Raw genomic sequence first — 20,598 nt, forward strand, 5'->3', positions numbered from 1 at the left:
CCCCGGCACGGCGTTTCCCTCACAATGGAGCAGGCATGGACTGGCAATTCTGGATCGATCGCGGCGGCACCTTCACGGACATCGTCGCGCGGCGGCCGGACGGCACGCTGGCGACGCACAAGCTGTTGTCCGAGAACCCGGAGCGGTACCGCGATGCGGCGCTGGCCGGCATCCGGCACCTGCTTGGCTTGCCCGCGGGGGCACCCGTGCCGCAGGGGCTCGTCGGCGCCGTCAAGATGGGGACGACGGTCGCCACGAACGCGCTGCTCGAACGCAAGGGCGAGCCCACCGTGCTGGCCATCACCCGCGGCTTCGGCGACGCGCTGCGCATCGCCTACCAGAACCGCCCGCGCCTGTTCGACCGCCATATCGTGCTGCCCGAGCTGCTGTATGGCCACGTGATCGAGATCGACGAGCGCATGGGCGCCCATGGCGATGTCGTGACACCGCTCGACGAGGCGGCGGCCCGTGTCGCGCTGGCGGCTGCCCACGGGCGCGGGTTCCGTTCGCTGGCGATCGTCTTCATGCACGGCTACCGCTTCACGGAACATGAAGCGGCCGTGGCACGCATCGCCCGCGAGCTGGGTTTTACGCAGGTATCGGTCTCCCACCAGGCCAGCCCGCTGATGAAGCTCGTCGCGCGCGGCGATACCACCGTGGTCGACGCCTACCTGTCGCCGATCCTGCGCCGCTATGTGGATCGCGTGGCCGCGGAGCTGCCCGGCGTGCAGCTGCAGTTCATGCAGTCGAACGGCGGATTGACCGATGCGCGCGCCTTCCACGGCAAGGACAGCATCCTGTCCGGTCCCGCCGGCGGCATTGTCGGCATGGTGCGCGCCAGCCGCCTGGCCGGCTTCGACAGGGTGATCGGCTTCGACATGGGCGGCACGTCGACCGATGTATCGCATTACTCGGGCGAGTTCGAACGCGTGTTCGAAACGCAGGTGGCCGGCGTGCGCATGCGCGCGCCGATGATGAGCATCCACACGGTAGCGGCCGGGGGCGGCTCGATCCTGCACTTCGACGGCAGCCGGCTGCGCGTGGGACCGGACAGCGCGGGCGCCGACCCCGGTCCGGCCAGCTATCGGCGCGGCGGGCCTCTGGCCGTCACCGACTGCAATGTCATGCTGGGCAAGATCCAGCCCGATGAATTCCCGCACGTGTTCGGTCCCGGCGGCGACCAGCCGCTCGATGCGGACACGGTGCGCGAACGCTTCATGGCACTGGCCCACGAGATCAGCCAGGCCGGCGGTGTGACACCCTTGCCGGAGGAGCTGGCGGCCGGCTTCATCGAGATCGCGGTCGGCAACATGGCCAATGCGATCAAGCAGATTTCCGTCCAGCGCGGCCACGACGTGACCGGCTACGCGCTGACGAGCTTTGGCGGCGCCGGCGGCCAGCATGCGTGCCTGGTGGCCGACGCGCTGGGCATGAAGACGGTATTCGTCCATTCGCTGGCGGGCGTGCTGTCCGCCTATGGCATGGGCCTGGCGGACCAGGCGGTGCTGCGCGAGCAGGCGATCGAAACGCGGCTGGCCGGTGCCGCGCTGCCGGGGCTGCAAGCGGCACTGGATGCGCTGGCCGCCGACGCGCGCGCGGAGCTGCTGAGGCAAGGTGTCGACGATGGCCGGATCGTCGTCGTACGGCGTGCGCACCTGCGCTATGAAGGTACCGATTCCGCGCTCGTCGTGCTGTTCGACGACGAAGCGGGCATGCGCGCGCAATTCACGGCAGCGTACAAGAAGCGCTTTTCCTTCCTGATGCAGGACCGGGCACTGATCGTCGAGGCGGTGTCGGTGGAAGCGATCGGCAAGGCCGATGCGCCGGCCGAGGCGGTGCCCGTGCAGCCAGTACGCGATGGCGCGGCGCAACGCCACCGCATCGTGCCCATGTTCTGCGCCGGTGCGTGGCGGGATACGGATCTGTACCGCCGCGGCGATTTGCGCATCGGCGACGTGCTGCGCGGTCCGGCCATCATCGCCGAAGCGAATGCCACCACCGTGATCGAGCCGGGGTGGCAGGCGCAAGTGACACCGCAGGATCACCTGGTGCTCACGCGCGCCGAAGCGCTACCGGCGCGCCGCGCGATCGGCACGACGGCCGATCCGGTGATGCTGGAAATCTTCAACAACCTGTTCATGTCGATCGCCGAGCAGATGGGCCTGCGGCTGCAGAACACGGCGCACTCCGTGAACATCAAGGAACGGCTGGATTTTTCGTGCGCGATCTTCGATGGCGATGGCAACCTCATCGCCAATGCGCCGCACATGCCCGTGCACCTGGGTTCGATGGGGGAAAGCATCAAGCGGGTGATGCACGCCAACGCGGGAGCGATGCGGCCAGGCGACGTGTACATGCTGAACGATCCCTACAATGGCGGCACCCATTTGCCGGACGTGACCGTCATCACGCCCGTTTTCGACGAGGCCGGCGCGCAGATCCTGTTCTATGTCGGCTCGCGCGGCCACCATGCCGATATCGGCGGCACCACGCCGGGCTCCATGCCGCCGGACTCGCGCACCATCGACGAAGAGGGCGTGCTGATCGACAATTTCAAGCTGGTCGATGGCGGCGTGCTCCGCGAAGCCGAAACCCGGGCCTTGCTGGCGGGCGCGCGGTACCCGGCACGCAATCCCGACCAGAACCTGGCCGACCTGCGCGCCCAGGTCGCCGGGAACGGCAAGGGCGTGGAAGAACTGCACCGGATGGTGGCGCACTTCGGGCTGGACGTGGTGCGCGCCTACATGGGCCACGTGCAGGACAATGCCGAGGAAGCGGTGCGGCGCGTGATCGGTGCACTGCGCGATGGCGCGTTCACGGTCGACCTGGATAACGGTGCACGGATCCGCGTGGCCGTTACCGTCGACACGGCGTCGCGCAGCGCCACGATCGATTTCACGGGCACGTCGCCGCAGCTGGACAACAACTTCAACGCGCCCTCGGCGGTGTGCATGGCCGCCGTGCTGTATGTGTTCCGCGCGCTGGTGGACGACGACATCCCGTTGAATGCGGGCTGCCTGAAGCCGCTGCGCGTGATCATCCCGCCCGCTTCGATGCTCAATCCGCGTGCGCCGGCATCGGTCGTTTCGGGCAACGTGGAAACGTCGACGTGCATCACGAACGCGCTGTACGGCGCGCTGGGCGTGCTGGCGGCGTCACAGGGCACGATGAACAATTTCACGTTCGGCTCGAACCGGCACCAGTACTACGAAACGATCAGTGGCGGCTCCGGTGCCGGCAACGGATTCGACGGCACCGACGTCGTGCAGACGAACATGACGAATTCGCGGCTGACCGATCCGGAAATCCTGGAATTCCGCTTTCCGGTGCGGGTCGACAGCTACGCGATCCGGCACGGCTCGGGCGGCGCAGGCCGCTGGCGCGGCGGCAATGGCGGCGTGCGGCGCATCCGCTTCCTGGCGCCGATGACCGCGGCGATCCTGTCGAACAACCGGATCCATGCGCCATTCGGCATGGCTGGCGGCGGGGCCGGGGCGGTGGGGAGAAATGTCGTGGAACGGGCCGGGGGCGCGATCGAGCAGCTCGGCCACATCGGCAAGGTGGCCATGGAGCCGGGCGACGTGTTCGTCATCGAAACGCCGGGCGGTGGGGGATACGGCACGCCGGAGTGATCAGTCTTCGTCGCCGCCGGGCGGCGCCGGCTGCACCTTGATGCCGCGGCGCGCCAGCGCCTCGCGCAGCAGGAACTCGATTTCCGCGTTCACGCTGCGCAGGTCGTTCGCGGCCAGCCGCTGCAGCTCGGCCCACAATGCCGGGTCGATGCGCAGCGGATAGGCTTTTTTACCGGGACTCGCCATGGTGCTCAGCTCATCTTCTAGTTATACAGTGTGCCCGCGTTGATGATCGGCTGCGCATTCTGGTCCGAGCACAGCACCACGAGCAGGTTGCTCACCATCGCCGCCTTGCGCTCGGGGTCGAGTTCCACGATGTCGCGTTCGGCCAGCGCCTTCAACGCCGCATCCACCATGGTCACGGCGCCGTGCACGATCTTGGCACGCGCGCTGATGATGGCTTCGGCCTGCTGGCGCCGGAGCATGACCTGGGCGATTTCGGCCGCGTAGGCCAGGTGCGTGAGCTTGGCATCGACCACTTCCACGCCCGCCGCCTCGAAGCGGGCCTGCAGCTCGCTGCGCAGCGCCTGCGCCACTTCGCTGGCGCCGGCCCGCAGCGTGGTTTCGCCCGCGGCCAAGTCATCCGCCTCGTCATACGCGTATTGCGAGGCGAGATGGCGCAGCGCCGCTTCGGCCTGGATCGAGACATAGCGCTCGAAGTCGTCGACTTCGAACACGGCCTGCGCCGTGTCCTGCACACGCCACACGACGGCGGCGCCGATCTCGATCGGGTTGCCGCGCCTGTCGTTCACCTTCAGCGTGGCCACGTTCAGGTTGCGCGCGCGCACCGTCAGCTTGCGCTTGCGGTAGAACGGGAATGCCCAGCGCAGGCCTTCGCTGCGGTCGGTGCCCACGTATTTGCCGAACAGCGTGAGGATCGCCGTCTCGTTCGGCTGCAGCATGTACAGGCCGGCGCCGAGAAAGATGCCGGCCACGATCATCAGCAATCCCGGCAGCACGAGCAACCCGCGCAACGCCAGCACGCCTGCGATGACGAGCAGTATGCCCGCGGCGCCCGCCGCATAGCCGTTGACCGACGCAAACGGCGCTTCCTGCCTGACCTGTGTACCCATCTCGATCTCCCTGATGTTATATTAAAGTGATATCACTTTAAGATCACCGTATCGGGATGTCAAGCGGTTAACCGGTGTCGGCGCGGCCCGATCATGTCGGTGATCGTTGGCGGGGCAGTGACTTTCCGAGAGAAATCCGCAACTTCCCGCGGCTAGAATGGGGGACGCCGGAATGGCCGGTCCGAACAAGGAAACCCCCGTGCAAGCGCCAGGGCGCCGCAAGCTGATCATTGCAATGCTGGCCGTCGCATGTGTCGCGGCGCCGCTCGGCTATGGCTACCTGAACGCCAGGCCTGCCCGTGAAGCGGAACTGGCGCGCGTCGAGCAGCGCGAAATCCGCGCCACCATCCTGGCCACGGGGCAGCTCGTGTTCCGGCAGGAAGTACAACTGTCCGCCGAGGTCATCGGCAAGGTGGCCGCCGTGCTGGTGAAGGAGGGCGACGGCGTGCAAAAGGGCCAGGTCCTGCTGCGGCTCGACCCCACCGTCTACCTGGCCGAGGTGGCGCAGCAGGAAGCGAGCCGGCGCAGCGCCTCGATCGCGATCGAACGGGCGCAGATCAACCTGGCCAACCAGCAGCGTGCGCTGGACCGTGCCCAGCGGCTGTATGCGGCGAAGTTCATCGACATCTCGAAGCATGACGACGCGGTGCACCAGGCCGAGCTGGCGCAAGTGGAGTTGCGCGCCAGCCGCGAGGCGCTCGGCCAGGCGGAAGCATTGCTGTCCCAGGCACGCGAGCGGCTGGCGAAAACGGAAGTGCGCGCGCCGATCGACGGCACCGTGACGGCGCTGCCGATCAAGGTGGGTGAAACGGCCGTGGCCAGCACCACGGGGATCGCCGGCTCGTCGCTGATGACGATCGCCGACATGGGCGCGATCATCGCCGAGGTGAATGTCGACGAAGCCGATATCGCCCAGGTGGCGGCCGGCCAGCCGGCGAAAGTATTCCCGGCCGCGTACCCGGAGCAGCCGATCGCCGGCCGGGTCGAGCAGATCGCCATGGCGCCCCGTGCCGCGCCGCCGGGCGCGACCTCGCAGGGCCGCAGCTACGTGGTGAAACTGCGGCTCGATGAAACCCGCCCGGCGCTGCGCTCGGGCATGACATCGCGCGTGGAGATCGCCGCGGGCACCACCGTGAAGCGCCCGGCGATCCCGCTGCAGGCGCTGATGAACGACCCGCAGGCAAACCGCGGGGCGGGCCAGGGCGGGTACTACGCGTTTGCCGTGGTCGATGGCCGGGCCGTGCGCAAGGCGGTGCAGGTCGGCGTTTCCGACGATGCGAACCAGGAAGTGCTGAAGGGCCTGGCGGTGGGCGACACGGTCGCGGTGGGACCGGCGCGATTGCTGCGCGAGCTGCGTGAAGGCGATCCGGTCGTTGCGGCGGCGGGCGGGCCGGACGGAGGCGGGCGGTGATCCGCCTGCAGGGCCTCGGCAAGCATTACCGGATGGGCGACCAGACCGTGCATGCACTGCGCGACATCGACCTGGCGATCGAACGCAACGAACTGGTGGCGTTCATCGGCGCATCGGGCTCGGGCAAGTCGACGATGATGGGCATCATCGGCTGCCTGGACCGCCCCAGCAGCGGCGAGTTCCTGCTGAACGGCAGCGCGGTGGCGCGAATGAGCGACGACGAACTGGCGCGCGTGCGCAACCGCGAGATCGGTTTCATCTTCCAGAGTTTCCACCTGCTGCCGCGCATGTCGGCACTGGACAACGTGGCGCAGCCGCTGGTCTACCGCGGTATCGCCCCGGTAGAGCGCCGCGACATGGCGATGCGGGCGCTGCAACGGGTGGGGCTGGAGGCGCGCATGCACCACCGGCCCAACGAACTGTCCGGCGGCCAGCGGCAGAGGGTGGCGATCGCCCGCGCGCTGGTGGGCACGCCGGCGCTGCTGCTGGCCGACGAGCCGACCGGCAACCTCGATTCGGCCACCACGCGCGATATCCTGGCGCTCATCCGCGATGTGCACGCGGCCGGCCAGACAGTGGTGATGGTGACGCACGAACCGGACATCGCCGCGCAGTGCTCGCGCGTGGTGCGGCTGCAGGACGGGCGGATCGTGTCCGACACCCGCACCGGTGCGGATGCCGCATGATGATCCTGCTGCGCGAAAGCGTGCGCTCGGCGCTGGCGTCGATCCTCGCCCACCGGCTGCGCAGTTTCCTCACGGCGCTGGGCATCATCATCGGCGTGGCGTCGGTGATCACGGTGATCTCGCTGATCCAGGGCCTGTCGAAGAGCGTGTCGGACCAGTTCACGGGGTTGGGCGGTACCAGCGTGACGATCCGCGCGTACAACGACATGAAGGACCAGATGCGCGGCAAGGTCAACTACCTGCGGCTGGAAGACGTGGAACAGATCCGCCTGCGTGGCGAGGGCATCCGGCACGTGAGCCCGGTCTTCACGCCCGGCTTTGCCGAAGTGCGCTACCTGGGCGCCACGACGACGGCACGGGTAACGGCCACATCGGCCAGCTACCAGGACGTGAACCAGCGCTATACGCGGCTGGGGCGCTTCATCAGCGAGCCGGACGACGTGCGGGCGCGGCGCGTGGCCGTCATCGGCGAAGACCTGGTCGCCGAGCTGCACCTGCCGGCGAACCCGCTCGGCAAATTCATCTTCTATGGCGGCGAATGGTTCAAGATCGTGGGCGTGCTGGAAAAGCAGGGGGCCGTCTTCGGGATGTCGCAGGATAACCACCTGATCATCCCGTTCAAGACCGGGCGCAGCATCATGGGCAACAACCGCCGGCCGAACCTGTCGATCACCGTGGCGGTCGACCAGCTGGCGGACCTGGATAGCACGATCCGCCAATTGTCCGGCGTGATGCGCACGGCGCACCGCCTGCAGCCGGGCCAGCCCGACGACTTCGAGATCCAGTCCGCGGAACAGCTGGCGCAGAGTTTCGAGAAGATCAGCACGATGGTCACCCTGGTCATGGGCGGCGTGGTCGGCATCGCGCTGCTGGTGGGCGGCATCGGCATCATGAACATCATGCTGGTGTCGGTGAAGGAGCGCACGCGCGAGATCGGCATCTGCAAGGCGCTCGGCGCGCGCAGCCGCGACATCCTGGCGCAATTCCTCGTGGAGGCGGTCATCCTGGCCACGCTCGGCGGCCTGATCGGGCTGGCGCTGGGCTACGTGCTGGGGGGCGCGATCGCCGCGCTGATCCCGGATTTTCCGCCGGCCGTGGTGCCCTGGTGGGCCGTGGCGCTATCGCTGCTGTTCTCCGGCGGCGTCGGCATGGTATTCGGCGTGATGCCTGCCCGCCAGGCCGCGCGGCTCGACCCCATCGAGGCGCTGCGCTACGAATAAACGGCGGCCTTCTTTCTTGGTGGATACGGTACGCGCGGTCGGTGCCGGGGTTCAACGTGGGTTTAGTCCTCGGTTTAGTCCTATAAACTACCCGTTGAAACAGGTATAATGCCGGCAAATCAACCAGCCCATTCAGCGCTGGCGCACTTCGAGAGCCCGTGGTTTCTATTGCCGTGCCTATTTTCTTCTTAATCCGCAGCCCTGCTGCATCGACTCGCTCCCAACCATGTTGATACTCCCGGGCTCCAACGCCCTGTCCGCATTCCGTAGCCAGCGTCTTCTCTCCCAACTGCAAGCCGCGGTGCCCGCCGTGACGGCAATCCAGGCCCGCTATGTCCATTTCGTCGACACCCCTTCGGCCCTGTCCGACGAGGATCGCACGCGTCTGGACGGCCTGCTGACCTATGGCGAACCGGCCCAGGCGGACATCGACGACGGCGCGGTCGAGTCGTTCGTGGTGATCCCGCGCTTCGGCACGATCTCGCCATGGGCATCGAAGGCCACGGATATCGTGCACAACTGCGGGATGACGCATATCCACCGCGTCGAGCGCGGCGTGGCGTATCGCGTGGTGCTCAAGGGCGGCATCCTCGGCACGAGCCTGGGCGCCGCGAAGGGCCTGAATGCCGAACAGGTGCAGGCCGTGGCCGCGCTGCTGCACGACCGCATGACGGAATCGGTGCTGCGCGATGCCAGCCAGGCTGCCGGCCTGTTCAGCCACCTGGAAGGCAAGGCGCTGGAGACCGTGGACGTGCTGGGCAACGGCCGCGACGCGCTGGTGCGCGCCAATACGGAATTGGGCCTGGCGATGTCGGATGACGAGATCGACTACCTGAACGATGCGTTCACCGCGGCGAAACGCAACCCGACCGACGTGGAACTGATGATGTTCGCGCAGGCGAACTCCGAGCATTGCCGCCACAAGATCTTCAACGCCGACTGGACCATCGACGGCGTGGCGCAGGAGCGCTCGCTGTTCAAGATGATCAAGAACACGCACGAGAAGCAGCCGAAGGGCACCATCGTCGCGTACTCGGACAATTCGTCGATCATGGAAGGCGCGACGGTGACGCGTTTCTTCCCGCGCGGCGAAGGCCATGAGTATGGCGCGTCGACGGAACTGATCCACACGCTGATGAAAGTGGAAACGCACAATCACCCGACCGCGATTTCGCCGTTCCCGGGCGCCTCCACGGGCGCCGGCGGCGAGATCCGCGACGAGGGCGCGACCGGCCGCGGCGCCAAGCCAAAGGCCGGCCTGGCCGGATTTACCGTGTCGAACCTGATGCTGCCGGATGCCGTGCGGGCTTGGGAAAACGCCTCGGACGTGACGGCGAAAGATGGCGCTACCGAGGCCTTCTACGGCAAGCCGGAACGCATCGCTTCGCCGCTGCAGATCATGATCGACGGCCCGCTGGGCGGCGCCGCGTTCTCGAACGAATTCGGCCGCCCGGTGCTGGGCGGCTACTTCCGCGCGTACGAGCAGAACGTGGGCCACGCCGTCTACGGCTATCACAAGCCGATCATGATCGCCGGCGGCATCGGCAACATCTCGGCGCAGCACACGCACAAGAACGATATCCCCGTCGGCAGCCTGCTGGTCCAGCTCGGTGGCCCGGGCATGCGCATCGGCATGGGCGGCTCGGCCGCCTCGTCGATGGCGACGGGCACGAACACGGCCGACCTGGACTTCGATTCGGTCCAGCGCGGCAACCCGGAAATGGAACGCCGCGCGCAGGAAGTCATCAACGGCTGCTGGCAGCTGGGTGAACACAACCCGATCATCTCGATCCACGACGTGGGCGCGGGTGGCCTGTCGAACGCGTTCCCGGAAATCACCAACGACGCCAAGCGCGGCGCGATTTTCGATCTGCGCAAGGTGCCGCTGGAAGAATCCGGCATGGCGCCGAAGGAAATCTGGTCGAACGAATCGCAGGAGCGCTACGTGCTGGCGATCGCGCCGGGCGACCTGGACAAGTTCCGCGCGCTGTGCGAACGCGAGCGCTGCCCGTTCGCCGTGGTCGGTACGGCGACCGAGGAACGCCAGCTGAAGCTGATCGATCCCGAGAACGGCAGCAATCCGGTGGATATGCCGATGGACGTGCTGCTCGGTAAGCCGCCGAAGATGCACCGCGACGTGACGCATGTGGAGCGCGCATTCCCTGCCATCGACCTCACCGGTGTGGCGCTGGAAGAGGCGGCGCGGCGCGTGCTGCTGCAGCCGACCGTGGGCGACAAGAGCTTCCTGATCACGATCGGCGACCGCACGGTGGGCGGCATGTCCGTGCGCGACCAGATGGTGGGCCCGTGGCAGGTGCCGGTGGGCGATTGCGCCGTGACCACGCTGGCTTATGAAGGCTACCTGGGCGAGGCGATGGCGATGGGCGAGCGCACGCCGCTGGCCGTCGTCGGTGCGCCGGCCTCGGGCCGCATGGCCGTGGGCGAGACGATCACCAACCTGGCCGCCGCGCCGATCGAGGATATCGCATCGATCAAGCTGTCGGCGAACTGGATGGCCGCATGCGGCCAGCCGGGGCAGGATGCCGCGCTGTTCGACACCGTGAAGGCCGTGGGCATGGACCTGTGTCCGGCGCTGGGTATCTCGATCCCGGTGGGCAAGGATTCGCTGTCGATGCGCACAACCTGGTCCGACGACGGCCAGCAGAAGGCCGTGGTATCGCCGGTATCGCTGATCGTATCCGGCTTCGCGCCGGTGTACGACGTGCGCAAGTCGCTGACGCCGCAGATCCGCACCGACCTGGGCGAGACGGCGATCATCGTCATCGACCTGGGCCGTGGCAAGAACCGCATGGGCGCCTCGATCCTGGCGCAGGTGCTGGGCCAGCTGGGGAACGAAACGCCGGACGTGGACAGCGCGGAAGACCTGAAGGGCTTCTTCGCCGCAGTACAGCAGCTGAACCGCGACGGCAAGCTGCTGGCCTACCATGACCGTTCCGATGGCGGCCTGTATGCAACGCTGGCCGAGATGGCATTCGCCGGCCGTGCCGGCCTGTCGATCAACCTCGACATGCTGACCTTGGAAGGCGAACACGCGGCCGACTGGGGCGACGCGAAGAACTGGGCCAGCCAGGTGGGCGAACGCCGCAACGAGCTGACCCTGCGCGCGCTGTTCAGCGAAGAACTGGGCGCCGTGATCCAGGTGCGCGCCGAGGAAAAATCGACCGTGATGGACGTGCTGCGTTCGTTCGGCCTGGGTGCCTGCAGCCATATCATCGGCAAGCCGAACGACCGCGGCGTGATCGAATTCACGCGCGACGCCAAGCTGGTGTATTCGAAGCCGCGCGCCGAACTGCACCGCCTGTGGAGCGAAACGAGCTGGCGCATTTCGCGCATGCGCGAGAACCCGGCCACGGCGGACCAGGAATACGACCGCCTGCTGGACGAGCAGGATCCCGGCATGACGCCGAAGATCACGTTCGACCTGAACGAGAACGTGGCGGCGCCATTCGTCGCTACCGGCGTGCGCCCCCGCGTCGCGATCCTGCGCGAGCAGGGCGTCAACTCGCATATCGAGACGGCGTGGGTGATGCACCAGGCGGGCTTTGCCGCGATCGACGTGCACATGAGCGACCTGATCGCCGGTCGTGCCAAGCTGGATGATTTCCAGGGCGTGATCGCCGTGGGCGGCTTCTCGTATGGCGACGTGCTGGGCGCGGGCGAAGGCTGGGCCAAGTCGATCCTGTTCAACCCGGCGTTGTCGGACCAGTTCGCCCGGTTCTTCGGCCGCACCGACACGTTCGGCCTGGGCATCTGCAATGGCTGCCAGATGATGAGCAACCTGAAGTCGATCATTCCAGGTGCCCATGCGTGGCCGAAATTCACGACCAACAAGTCGGAGAAATTCGAAGCCCGCTTCGCGCTCGTCGAGGTGCTCGATTCGCCGTCGATCTTCTTCCAGGGCATGGCCGGCACGCAGACACCGATTGCCATCGCGCACGGCGAGGGCTATGCCGACTTCAGCCAGACCGGCAGCCTCGACGAGGCGATCGCCGCGATGCGCTACGTGGACAACCGCGGCAATGCCACGGAAGCCTACCCGTTCAACCCGAACGGTTCGCCGCGCGGTGTCACGTCCGTCACCACGCCGGATGGCCGCTTCACCGTGCTCATGCCGCACGCCGAGCGCGTGTTCCGCACCGTGCAGCATTCGTGGGCACCGGACGGTTGGAACGAGGATTCGCCATGGATGCGCATGTTCCGCAACGCACGCAGGTTCGTCGGCTAAGCGGCTGCTGACGAGCGGAAAAGCCGGGGTTGGGAACTGACCCCATAAAGTTGGACGGTTAAGTTAGCTAGGCAGCTAGGGGCTGGGTCCTGTATTGCACAGGACTCAGCCCTTTCAGTTTGAGCTTGATGCGATCATGATTGTAGTAATGGATGTATTCGGTCAGACCGTCTCGTAGCGCATCGACACTGTCAAACTTGTTCAGGTAGAAGAATTCGGTCTTGAGGACGCCGAAGAAGCTCTCCATCGCCGCGTTGTCATGGCAGTTGCCTTTGCGCGACATGCTCTGCACAAGTTGGCGTTCTCGAAGCTGACGTTGGTAGGCCGGCATGCGGTACTGCCAGCCTTGGTCGGAATGTAGCATTGGTTTATCTTCTGCCCCTAACTTGGCCAAAGCCTTTTTGAGCATCGAGCTCACCAGCTCGAACACCGGGCGTTGGCTCATCTCGAAGGCGACAATTTCGCCGTTGTACAGATCCAGCACGGGCGACAGGTACAGCTTTTCCCCTGCAACGTTAAACTCCGTAACATCCGTTACCCATTTCTGATTGGCTGCTTCGGCCTTGAACTGACGCTGCAGTTCATTGGGCGCGACCTGGCCGACTTCGCCTTTGAACGAACGATATTTCTTAGGCCGAACCAGCGATTTCAGGCCCAGCGCTCCCATCAAACGCTGAACCGTTTTGTGATTAACCTGATTACCCTTCTGACGAACGGCAGCCGTGACACGGCGGTAGCCGTAACGTCCCTTGTGTCGCTCGTAAACGTCCTTGATCGTCTCTTTCAACGCTTGGTATTTGTCGTCCTGCTGCAGCAAATTCTGCTGGTAATAGAACGTACTGCGCGGCAGTTGCGCTACCTTGAGCAGGCCGGCAATCGGGTGGTGCTGCCTTAGTTCTTGCACTACTTGCGCTTTTTCGGCTGCGCTTGGGGGCGGGCTTGAACTAAGGCCTGCAACTTTTTTAAGTAAGCATTCTCCATCCGCAGGTGTTCTACCTCGGCCTGCAGATCTTCCTTGGACCGATTGCTATCGTCAGAGTTCTTGTCAGGCTTGGGTGGGGGAACTGGCATGGACTTGGACATTCCTCGTGGGCGTGCGATCAGGGCGTCAAACCCAGCTCGCCGGTACTCGCGCTCCCAGACCCTCAGGATGCCAGGATTGCGGATATTGAACACTGCGGCCGTTTGGCTGCAAGAGAGCTCATTGTCCCACATGTGCTGCAGCATCGACAGCTTGGCCTGGGCACTGTAGTGCGTGAACTTCTTCTTCAGCCCATCGATTCCGTGAGCCTGGAACCACTTGACCCAGCGTCTGACCATGTTGTCGTCTAGGCCGTGCTGATTGCCTAAGGCCTTGTAGCCTGCTGCCCCAGTGAGGTACTGCTGAACGATCTTTAACTTGAACTGCTCATCGTATTTCGTCATGAAAAAACCCCAAAAGTTGGTGTCCAACTTTTGGGGTTCAGTTCAGTTGCCCCGGCTTTTTTACGCCTGCGGTGTGCACTGTTGCCTTGCAACAGTGTTAGGATTGCAAGATTCACGCGACCGCAACGGTGCGGTAATCACATGAGGAGCAGACAGATGCAGATTTCGATCCGACAGACCCTGGTCATGGCCATGCTGGCCGTTGGCGCCCACGCGCAAGCGGCCGAGGTAACGGTGCCGATCCACGCCGTCGACGCGTCCGGTACCGGCAAGGCGCTCGGCAGCGTGACCATTGCGGAGACCGCCGGCGGCCTGACGTTCACGCCATCGCTGGCCGGCCTGCCGCCGGGCCCGCGCGGCTTCCACGTCCATGCCAAGGGCGACTGCTCGCCGGCCGAAACCGACGGCAAGAAAGTGCCGGCTGGCGCCGCGGGCGGCCATCTCGACCCGCACGACACGAAATCGCACCATGGCCCGGGCAAGGCCGAGAAGGAAGGCCATGCCGGCGACCTGCCGCGCCTCGAAGTGGCGGCCGACGGATCGGCGAAAACGCCGGTGCAGGCGCCGCAGCTGAAAAAGCTGGCCGACGTGAAGGGCCGCGCGCTGATGATCCATGCTGGCGGCGACAACTATGCCGACCAGCCGGCACCGCTGGGCGGTGGCGGGGCGCGCATCGCCTGCGGCGTGATCGGCGGCTGATCCGCTCGCCATCCAAAGAAAAGCCGGGCGATGCCCGGCTTTTTCCATTTGCGGCGTGTGGGGGCGCACATCGAGCAGACGCTGCTGGCTCGCGTGGACACCAGCGCCGATCGTCCATCGCGCTGGTGCTGCCCATGGCCAATCCGGCTGGCGGCATCTTCGCTGGCCCCGCGGCGGCCAGACAGGAACCCTTGCCTTCATGGTCGATCTTCGGCATGATGAACAAATGACATCATCAACATCCACCGGGCTGCCATCCAGGCGCAGCCGCGATACCCGCAGCAGCGCCAGCGCTGCGGTGAGCGCAGGTGCGTGCATGGTGTCCGGCCATTCGTCCTCCCTTTGCTGCTCCCGTTTTTCCGTCGTCTCCATTATTCGAATTAGCACGGGTCGCTGAGCTGCGGCGCTGCCGGTGCTCGGCGCCCCGGAATCCCGCGCGACCCCAGGTCGCATTTGCCGATCGATTCATGGAGATAAACGATGCATCCGCTGTCACCCTTTCCGCCGCTGTCCTTTCCCACGTTGCCGAACATCCGCTTCACCGCCGATCGCCTCGCCGGCAAGATCCTCCATACGCCCGTCTGGCGCTGGCAGACCGGTATCGTCGAAGAAACGTTCGCCGGTGCCGGCGAAATCTGGCTCAAGCTGGAGCTGTTCCAGAAGACCGGTACATTCAAATTGCGCGGTGCACTGAACTGTATCGAGGCGCTGACGGCGGCCGAGCGGACGCGCGGCGTCGTGGCCGTCAGCGCGGGCAATCACGCCGTGGCCGTGGCCTATACGGCCCGCCTGGCGCGATGCAGCGCCACCGTGGTGATGCCGCGCCATGCGAGCCCGGCCCGCATCACGGCCTGCCGGGAACTGGGCGCAAACGTCGTGCTGATGCCGGACGTGCACCAGGCATTCGCGCGGGGCGAGACCATCGCGCGCGACGAAGGGCGCAGCATGCTGCATCCGTACGAGGGCCCGCTCACGGCGCTGGGCACGGCCACCATCGGGCTGGAACTCATGGAGCAGGTACGAGGGCTCGATGCCGTGGTGGTGCCGATCGGCGGGGGAGGCCTGTGCGCCGGTGTCGCCGCGGCCGTGAAGCAGATCGATCCGGCCTGCGCGGTGTACGGCGTCGAGCCGTTCGGCGCGGACGCGATGTTCCGCAGTTTCCATTCAGGGAAAACGGAGCGCCTGGACCTCGTCGATACCGTGGCCGACAGCCTCTGCGCTCCGCAGACTCTGCCTTATAGCCTGGCCGTGTGCCGGCGCTTCGTCGACGAGGTGGTGCGGGTCACGGACGATGAAATCTGTGTTGCGATGCTCGACCTGTTCCGTGATGCCAAGCTGGTAGCCGAACCTGCCGCGGCCGTGGCGACGGCGGCGCTGCTGGGGCCGCTGCGTGAACGGTTGGCGGGCAAGAAGGTGGCGCTGGTGGTGTGCGGCTCGAATATCGATGCGGAAGGCTTTGCCCGGCTGCTGGGCCGTGGTGCGGGTGTGCGCGACCGCAGGCAGGCAGCTCGCGGTGCGGCGCTGGTGACGCCGGCCTGAAGGTGAAAAGCGCGCCATGCGGCGCGCTGGACGTAAAAAAGCGCTCTGTACAGAGCGCTTTTGCGATGGGCCAGAGGTGCTTACTGGACCTTGGCCTTCTTGACCAGTTCGTCGCGGTAAGCGGCGATCTTGCGCTGCGTGATGCCCTGTTCGATCTGCGGCTTGACTTCTTCCAGTGCAGGGAACTTGGCGGCGCGCGAGCCTTCCAGCTTGATCACGTGGTAGCCGTATTGCGACTGCACCGGCTTCTCGGTGATCTGGCCATCCTTCAGCGCGATCATCGCGTCGGAGAAAGGCTTGACGAAGTTGGCCGGGCTCGCCCAGTCCAGGTCGCCGCCATTGGCCGCGGAACCGGTGTCTTTCGACTGCTTGGCCAGTTCCTCGAACTTGGCGCCGCCCTTCAGCTTGGCGATGATGTCGGTGGCTTCCTTTTCGGTCGCGACCAGGATGTGGCGGGCATGGTATTCCTTGTCGCCGTTGGCGGCCTTCGCCTTGTCGTACTCGGCCTTGATCTCGGCATCCTTGACCGGGTTCTTTTTCACGTAGTCGGCCAGCATCGCATTGATGACGATGCTCTGGCGCGTGTTCTCCAGGGCTTGCTTGACGTCGGGCTTGTTGCTGTAGCCTTGCTTGTCCGCTTCCTGCACCATCACTTCGCGGGCGATCAGGTCCTTCTTGATCGCATCGCGCAGCTGTGGGCTGTCCGGCTGCTTGTTCTGCGCGGTGACCTGCTTGACCACGGCATCCAGGCGGGAGGCCGGGATCGCCTTGCCGTTCACGGTGGCCACGTTCTGGGCAAACGCGGGAGCGGCGGCGATGCCAATGGCAATCATTGCGGTCAACAGGCGGGCTGGCTTCAAAATCATGTCACGTCCTATAAAAAAACTCGAGTTTGCCCCCCGCGATGGAGGGCCGTTTCAAACGGTGCCGGCACCGCTTCAAGGCGCCGGGTGCAATTTACTGGATCTTGGCCTTCTTGACCAGCTCTTCCTGGTAAGCCTGCAGCTTGCGCTGGGTCAGCGCTTCCTCGATCTGCGGCTTCACTTCGTCGAGCGACGGCAGTTTGGCCTGGCGAACGTCGTCCACCTTGATCACGTGGAAGCCGTTCGGCGTTTGCACCGGCTTTTCCGTGACCTGGCCTTTTTGCAGGCCGACGAAGGCTTTCGAGAACACTTCCGGGAACGCCGACGGCGTTGCCCAGTCCAGGTCGCCGCCATTGGCGGCGCTGCCCGTATCTTTCGACTGTTTCGCCAGGTCTTCGAACTTGGCGCCGGCTTTCAGCTTGGCGATGATGTCGTTGGCGGCAGCCTCGGTCTCGACCAGGATGTGGCGCACGTGGTATTCCTTGTCGCCCGTTTCCTTGACGAAGCGGTCGTACTCGGCCTTCACGTCGGCTTCCTTGACCGGATTTTTCTTGACGTAGTCGCCCACCATCGCCTGCACGACGAGGGCCTGCCGGGCATTTTCCATCTGCTGCTTCACGTCGGCGCTTTTCGCGTAACCCTGCTTTTCAGCTTCCTGCATCAGCACTTCGCGGCTGATCAGGTCTTTCTTGATCAGGTCGCGCAGCTCGGGCGAATCCTTTTGCTGGCCCTGGGCCACCACCTGCTTGACGATCGCATCGGCACGCGCGGTGGGAATGCCCTTGCCGTTGACCACGGCGATGTTCTGAGCGATTGCGGGAGCCGAGGCAACGGCGATCGATGCAACCAGAATGCGGAACGCTGGCTTGAAAGTCATTATTATTTCCTACGGGGAAAAGTTCTTGTCAATCGCGGGAGGAGAAGGGACTTAACGCAAAGAGTTATTCATTCCTACCAAACCGCACATTTCAAATTTCCGACGGTGCCACTGCAGTAATGGCCAATGCATGAATCTCTTTATGCATCATATCGTGCACGGCATCATACACCAGCCGATGACGCGTGACGAGGTTCAGGCCCGCGAATTTTGCTGAGGTGATCCTTAAGCGGTAATGGCCGCCTCCGGACGCCGCGCCGGCATGGCCGGCGTGCAGGGCGGATTCATCTTCAAGCTCAATCTCGGCCGGGCCGAGATTGGCCAGCAGCCGGTCACGGATCTTATCGAGTCGCGGATCGTTCATGCTTCATCCTTGATGTGTTTGGACAGGTAAAAGCCTTGCGCCACGAAGAAGACGAGCATCAGTCCGGTTACGCCGAATGCCTTGAAGCTGACCCATGCACCCGTATCGGACTTGAAGAGCACGAATGCCACGAACAGGTTCAATACGCCGAGCACGACCCAGAACATGATCCATGCGGCATTCAGGCGCTGCCATACTTCGTCGGGCAGCGCGATCTGTTTTTCCATGGCCATGCGGATCAGGTTCTTGGCGAAGAAACGGGATGCCACGATCATCGCGATCGCAAAGCTCCAGTAAATGATGGTGGGTTTCCACTTGATGAAATCATCGTCGTGGAAATAGATCGTGAGACCACCGAAGAACAGGAATACCACCATCGATACCCACAGGGCGCCGTCGACCTTGCGGCCGCGCAGCAGCAGGTAGCCGATTTGCGCCGCCGTGGCGATGATGCCGGTAATGGTGGCGAGGATGATCGGTGCCTGCGACGCCGTGATCGCACCGCCCGAGATAATACCGGACAGGTTGCCGTTGATCAGGGCTTGCGCCATCTCCTCGTTGCCGCCGGCCCATTTATAACTGCCGAAGAAAACCAGCAACGGGAAGATATCAAATAAGAATTTCATCATGGTGATTACGCTTCCGAACTAAAACGAAGCGCCGCGGAATTGATGCAGTAACGCAGGCCTGTCGGCGGCGGACCGTCCGGAAATACGTGACCCAGGTGCGCATCGCAGACGGCGCAAATGATTTCGGTGCGCAGCATACCATGGGAACGGTCGACTTTCTCGATCACATTTTCCGGGTCGAGGGCTTCGAAATAACTGGGCCAGCCGCAACCAGATTCGAATTTCGCATCCGAACGGAACAGCGGCGTATTGCAGCACACGCAGGTGTATACACCGGCTTCATGGTGATCCCAGTATTTGCCGGTAAATGCCCGTTCCGTGGCGGCATGCCGGGTGACCTGGTATTGCACCGGATCGAGTTGCGTGCGCCATTCGGCGTCCGATTTCACTACTTTCTTGGTTTGATCGCTCATGATTTCACAGGGGACTAATTCAGGATGAACAGCTGACTTCGAGACCGGCAGCCCAGTCGGGCGGCAGGGCTGCATATTTTTCATGTTCCGGCTGTTCGTCGAACGGACGTTCCAGCACGGCCAGCAGGCGGTCGACTTCGGAAAAATCCTTTTGCTGCGCCTTGTCGATCGCTACCTGGGCGAGGTAATTGCGCAAGACGTATTTCGGATTGACGGCGTTCATTGCCACCCGGCGTACGGCGTCGGTGCTGTTTTCGGCTCGCAGCCGTTCACGGTACTTGCCCGCCCAGGCGTCGAATGCGGGACGGTCGATGAACAGGTCGCGCAGCGGTTCGTCACCATCCGGCGAGCCGGCTTGCAAGCCACCCAGCCGGCGGAAGAACAACGTGAAGTCGGCATGGTTTGCCTGCAGCATGCCGAACATCTCGTCCAGCAATGCGCGGTCGGCTTCGCGCTTCTCCTTCAAGCCCAGCTTCGCATGCAGCAGGTCGTCGACCGTTGCGCCGAATACGCCCTGGTAGACGTCTAGCGCCGCCTGGGTCTGTTCGACCGAACCGATCAGCGGTACCAGCGCCTGCGCCAGCGCGTAGCAGTTCCAGTGGCCGATCTGCGGCTGCATCGCATAGGAATAGCGGCCGCCCTGGTCCGTGTGGTTGCAGATGTGCTGCGCATCGAACGCTTCCATGAAGCCGAACGGGCCATAGTCGAGCGTCTGGCCGAGGATCGACATGTTATCGGTGTTCATCACGCCATGCATGAAACCGACCGATTGCCAGTGGGCGATCATCCGCGCGGTGCGGCGCGTGACTTCTTCGAGCAATGCCGCATAGGGATTCTCTTCCTCGCGCAATTCGGGGTAGAAGCGCTCGATCACATAGTCGGCAAGGATGCGCAGGCGGGCTTCGTCGTTGCGGTAGAACCAGTGCTCGAAGGAGCCGAAGCGCACGAAGGTGGGCGCCATGCGCACCACGACCGCGGCAGTTTCGATGGATTCGCGGACGATGCCCTGGTCGGAGCCGACGACGGACAGGGCGCGCGTGGTGGGAATGCCCAGCGCATGCATCGCCTCGGAACACAGGAACTCGCGGATCGACGAGCGCAGTACCGCGCGGCCGTCGCCCATGCGTGAATAGGGTGTGAGGCCGGCGCCTTTCAGCTGCAGTTCCATCGGGCCGGTGGCGGTCGGCACGTCGCCGAGCAGGATCGCGCGGCCGTCGCCGAGCTGGCCGGCCCAGACGCCGAACTGGTGGCCGGAATACACGGCGGACAACGGCTTCGCGCGTTCGGGGACGCGATTGCCGACCAGGACGTCGAGCGCATCGGCGTCGATGGACGCGGGGTCGATGCCGATCAGCCGCGCGGCGTTGCCGCTGATGGCGACGGGGTAGGGCGCCGGCAGCGGCGTCGGCATCAGCCTCGTATAGAACTCGGGCGGCAGCGTGGCGAACGAGTTTTCCAGGGGTAGGGTGAAGGCAGCGATGGCAGTTCCTGACTGGGAAATGGGGACCAGCGCAGATTTTA

The 20,598-nt window shown here is 64.7% G+C and carries 16 protein-coding genes; 7 read left to right on the top strand and 9 right to left on the bottom strand.

Going from position 1 to position 20,598, the window contains the following annotated elements; genetic code table 11:
• The first annotated feature begins 35 nt into the window (after positions 1–35).
• Positions 36–3,632: a hydantoinase B/oxoprolinase family protein gene (locus tag ACY65G_RS22255; RefSeq protein WP_464999470.1), complete on the top strand. Its 3,597-nt coding sequence runs from the start codon at positions 36–38 to the stop codon at positions 3,630–3,632.
• Here the strand turns inward: ACY65G_RS22255 and ACY65G_RS22260 are convergent, their stop codons facing one another.
• Together ACY65G_RS22260 and ACY65G_RS22265 are read right to left on the bottom strand one after the other, a co-directional pair.
• Positions 3,633–3,818 carry a type II toxin-antitoxin system antitoxin gene (locus ACY65G_RS22260; protein WP_464999471.1) on the bottom strand — a complete coding sequence of 62 codons (186 nt, stop codon included), beginning with the start codon at positions 3,816–3,818 and terminating at the stop codon, positions 3,633–3,635.
• Between the two features lie 17 nt (positions 3,819–3,835).
• Complete coding sequence (locus tag ACY65G_RS22265) at positions 3,836–4,705, bottom strand: SPFH domain-containing protein (protein ID WP_464999472.1); 870 nt, start codon at positions 4,703–4,705, stop codon at positions 3,836–3,838.
• Positions 4,706–4,904: 199 nt separating this feature from the next.
• Here ACY65G_RS22265 and ACY65G_RS22270 point away from each other — a divergent pair, with 199 nt between their 5' ends.
• The 4 genes from ACY65G_RS22270 (at position 4,905) to purL (ending at position 12,268) form a co-directional block, all read left to right on the top strand.
• The gene (locus tag ACY65G_RS22270) at positions 4,905–6,116 is read left to right on the top strand and encodes an efflux RND transporter periplasmic adaptor subunit (protein WP_464999473.1); all 1,212 of its coding nucleotides are present in this window, start codon (positions 4,905–4,907) and stop codon (positions 6,114–6,116) included.
• Positions 6,113–6,802 carry an ABC transporter ATP-binding protein gene (locus tag ACY65G_RS22275; protein WP_464999474.1) on the top strand — a complete coding sequence of 230 codons (690 nt, stop codon included), beginning with the start codon at positions 6,113–6,115 and terminating at the stop codon, positions 6,800–6,802. Before ACY65G_RS22270 ends, ACY65G_RS22275 begins: the two co-directional genes overlap by 4 nt.
• Complete coding sequence (locus ACY65G_RS22280; RefSeq protein WP_464999475.1) at positions 6,799–8,022, top strand: ABC transporter permease; 1,224 nt, start codon at positions 6,799–6,801, stop codon at positions 8,020–8,022. The genes ACY65G_RS22275 and ACY65G_RS22280 overlap by 4 nt, the downstream gene beginning before the upstream one ends.
• Positions 8,023–8,248: 226 nt before the next feature.
• Complete coding sequence (purL, locus tag ACY65G_RS22285; protein ID WP_464999476.1) at positions 8,249–12,268, top strand: phosphoribosylformylglycinamidine synthase; 4,020 nt, start codon at positions 8,249–8,251, stop codon at positions 12,266–12,268.
• Positions 12,269–12,335: 67 nt separating this feature from the next.
• Here the strand turns inward: purL and ACY65G_RS22290 are convergent.
• A protein-coding gene (locus tag ACY65G_RS22290; RefSeq protein ID WP_464999477.1) for an IS3 family transposase occupies positions 12,336–13,693 on the bottom strand; the annotation gives its coding sequence in 2 pieces (ribosomal slippage) (positions 12,336–13,222 and positions 13,222–13,693; 1,359 coding nt in all).
• Positions 13,694–13,849: 156 nt separating this feature from the next.
• On the opposite strand from ACY65G_RS22290, the gene sodC reads away from it, so the two are divergent.
• Positions 13,850–14,392: a superoxide dismutase [Cu-Zn] SodC gene (gene sodC / locus ACY65G_RS22295; protein ID WP_464999478.1), complete on the top strand. Its 543-nt coding sequence runs from the start codon at positions 13,850–13,852 to the stop codon at positions 14,390–14,392.
• 480 nt (positions 14,393–14,872) lie between these two features.
• Positions 14,873–15,931, top strand: a complete 1,059-nt coding sequence (locus ACY65G_RS22300; protein WP_464999479.1) for a threonine ammonia-lyase — start codon at positions 14,873–14,875, stop codon at positions 15,929–15,931.
• An 80-nt stretch (positions 15,932–16,011) separates the two neighbouring features.
• On the opposite strand, the gene ACY65G_RS22305 is transcribed toward ACY65G_RS22300, so the two are convergent.
• The 6 genes from ACY65G_RS22305 to ACY65G_RS22330 form a co-directional block, all read right to left on the bottom strand.
• A complete protein-coding gene (locus tag ACY65G_RS22305; RefSeq protein WP_464999480.1) occupies positions 16,012–16,797 on the bottom strand; it encodes a peptidylprolyl isomerase in 786 nt (261 codons plus the stop codon).
• A 91-nt stretch (positions 16,798–16,888) separates the two neighbouring features.
• On the bottom strand, positions 16,889–17,671 hold the full coding sequence (locus tag ACY65G_RS22310; protein WP_464999481.1) for a peptidylprolyl isomerase: 783 nt from the start codon (positions 17,669–17,671) through the stop codon (positions 16,889–16,891).
• Positions 17,672–17,762: 91 nt separating this feature from the next.
• Positions 17,763–18,035, bottom strand: a complete 273-nt coding sequence (locus tag ACY65G_RS22315) for a BolA family protein (protein WP_464999482.1) — start codon at positions 18,033–18,035, stop codon at positions 17,763–17,765.
• The gene (locus ACY65G_RS22320) at positions 18,032–18,661 is read right to left on the bottom strand and encodes a septation protein A (protein WP_464999539.1); all 630 of its coding nucleotides are present in this window, start codon (positions 18,659–18,661) and stop codon (positions 18,032–18,034) included. Before ACY65G_RS22320 ends, ACY65G_RS22315 begins: the two co-directional genes overlap by 4 nt.
• 8 nt (positions 18,662–18,669) lie before the next feature.
• A complete protein-coding gene (gene msrB, locus ACY65G_RS22325; protein ID WP_464999540.1) occupies positions 18,670–19,077 on the bottom strand; it encodes a peptide-methionine (R)-S-oxide reductase MsrB in 408 nt (135 codons plus the stop codon).
• A 19-nt stretch (positions 19,078–19,096) separates the two neighbouring features.
• Complete coding sequence (locus ACY65G_RS22330) at positions 19,097–20,488, bottom strand: protein adenylyltransferase SelO (protein ID WP_464999483.1); 1,392 nt, start codon at positions 20,486–20,488, stop codon at positions 19,097–19,099.
• Positions 20,489–20,598 lie beyond the last annotated feature (110 nt).

The sequence above is a fragment of the Pseudoduganella sp. jia 12 genome (genome assembly GCF_055502675.1).

Coding starts and splice junctions, on each gene's coding strand:
- ACY65G_RS22300 (WP_464999479.1), top strand. CDS start 14,873: ATGCATCCGCTGTCACCCTTTCCGCCGCTGTCCTTTCCCACGTTGCCG.
- msrB (WP_464999540.1), bottom strand. CDS start 19,077: ATGAGCGATCAAACCAAGAAAGTAGTGAAATCGGACGCCGAATGGCGC.
- ACY65G_RS22320 (WP_464999539.1), bottom strand. CDS start 18,661: ATGAAATTCTTATTTGATATCTTCCCGTTGCTGGTTTTCTTCGGCAGT.
- ACY65G_RS22315 (WP_464999482.1), bottom strand. CDS start 18,035: ATGAACGATCCGCGACTCGATAAGATCCGTGACCGGCTGCTGGCCAAT.
- ACY65G_RS22255 (WP_464999470.1), top strand. CDS start 36: ATGGACTGGCAATTCTGGATCGATCGCGGCGGCACCTTCACGGACATC.
- ACY65G_RS22305 (WP_464999480.1), bottom strand. CDS start 16,797: ATGATTTTGAAGCCAGCCCGCCTGTTGACCGCAATGATTGCCATTGGC.
- ACY65G_RS22310 (WP_464999481.1), bottom strand. CDS start 17,671: ATGACTTTCAAGCCAGCGTTCCGCATTCTGGTTGCATCGATCGCCGTT.
- ACY65G_RS22265 (WP_464999472.1), bottom strand. CDS start 4,705: ATGGGTACACAGGTCAGGCAGGAAGCGCCGTTTGCGTCGGTCAACGGC.
- sodC (WP_464999478.1), top strand. CDS start 13,850: ATGCAGATTTCGATCCGACAGACCCTGGTCATGGCCATGCTGGCCGTT.
- ACY65G_RS22330 (WP_464999483.1), bottom strand. CDS start 20,488: ATGCCGACGCCGCTGCCGGCGCCCTACCCCGTCGCCATCAGCGGCAAC.
- ACY65G_RS22260 (WP_464999471.1), bottom strand. CDS start 3,818: ATGGCGAGTCCCGGTAAAAAAGCCTATCCGCTGCGCATCGACCCGGCA.
- ACY65G_RS22280 (WP_464999475.1), top strand. CDS start 6,799: ATGATGATCCTGCTGCGCGAAAGCGTGCGCTCGGCGCTGGCGTCGATC.
- purL (WP_464999476.1), top strand. CDS start 8,249: ATGTTGATACTCCCGGGCTCCAACGCCCTGTCCGCATTCCGTAGCCAG.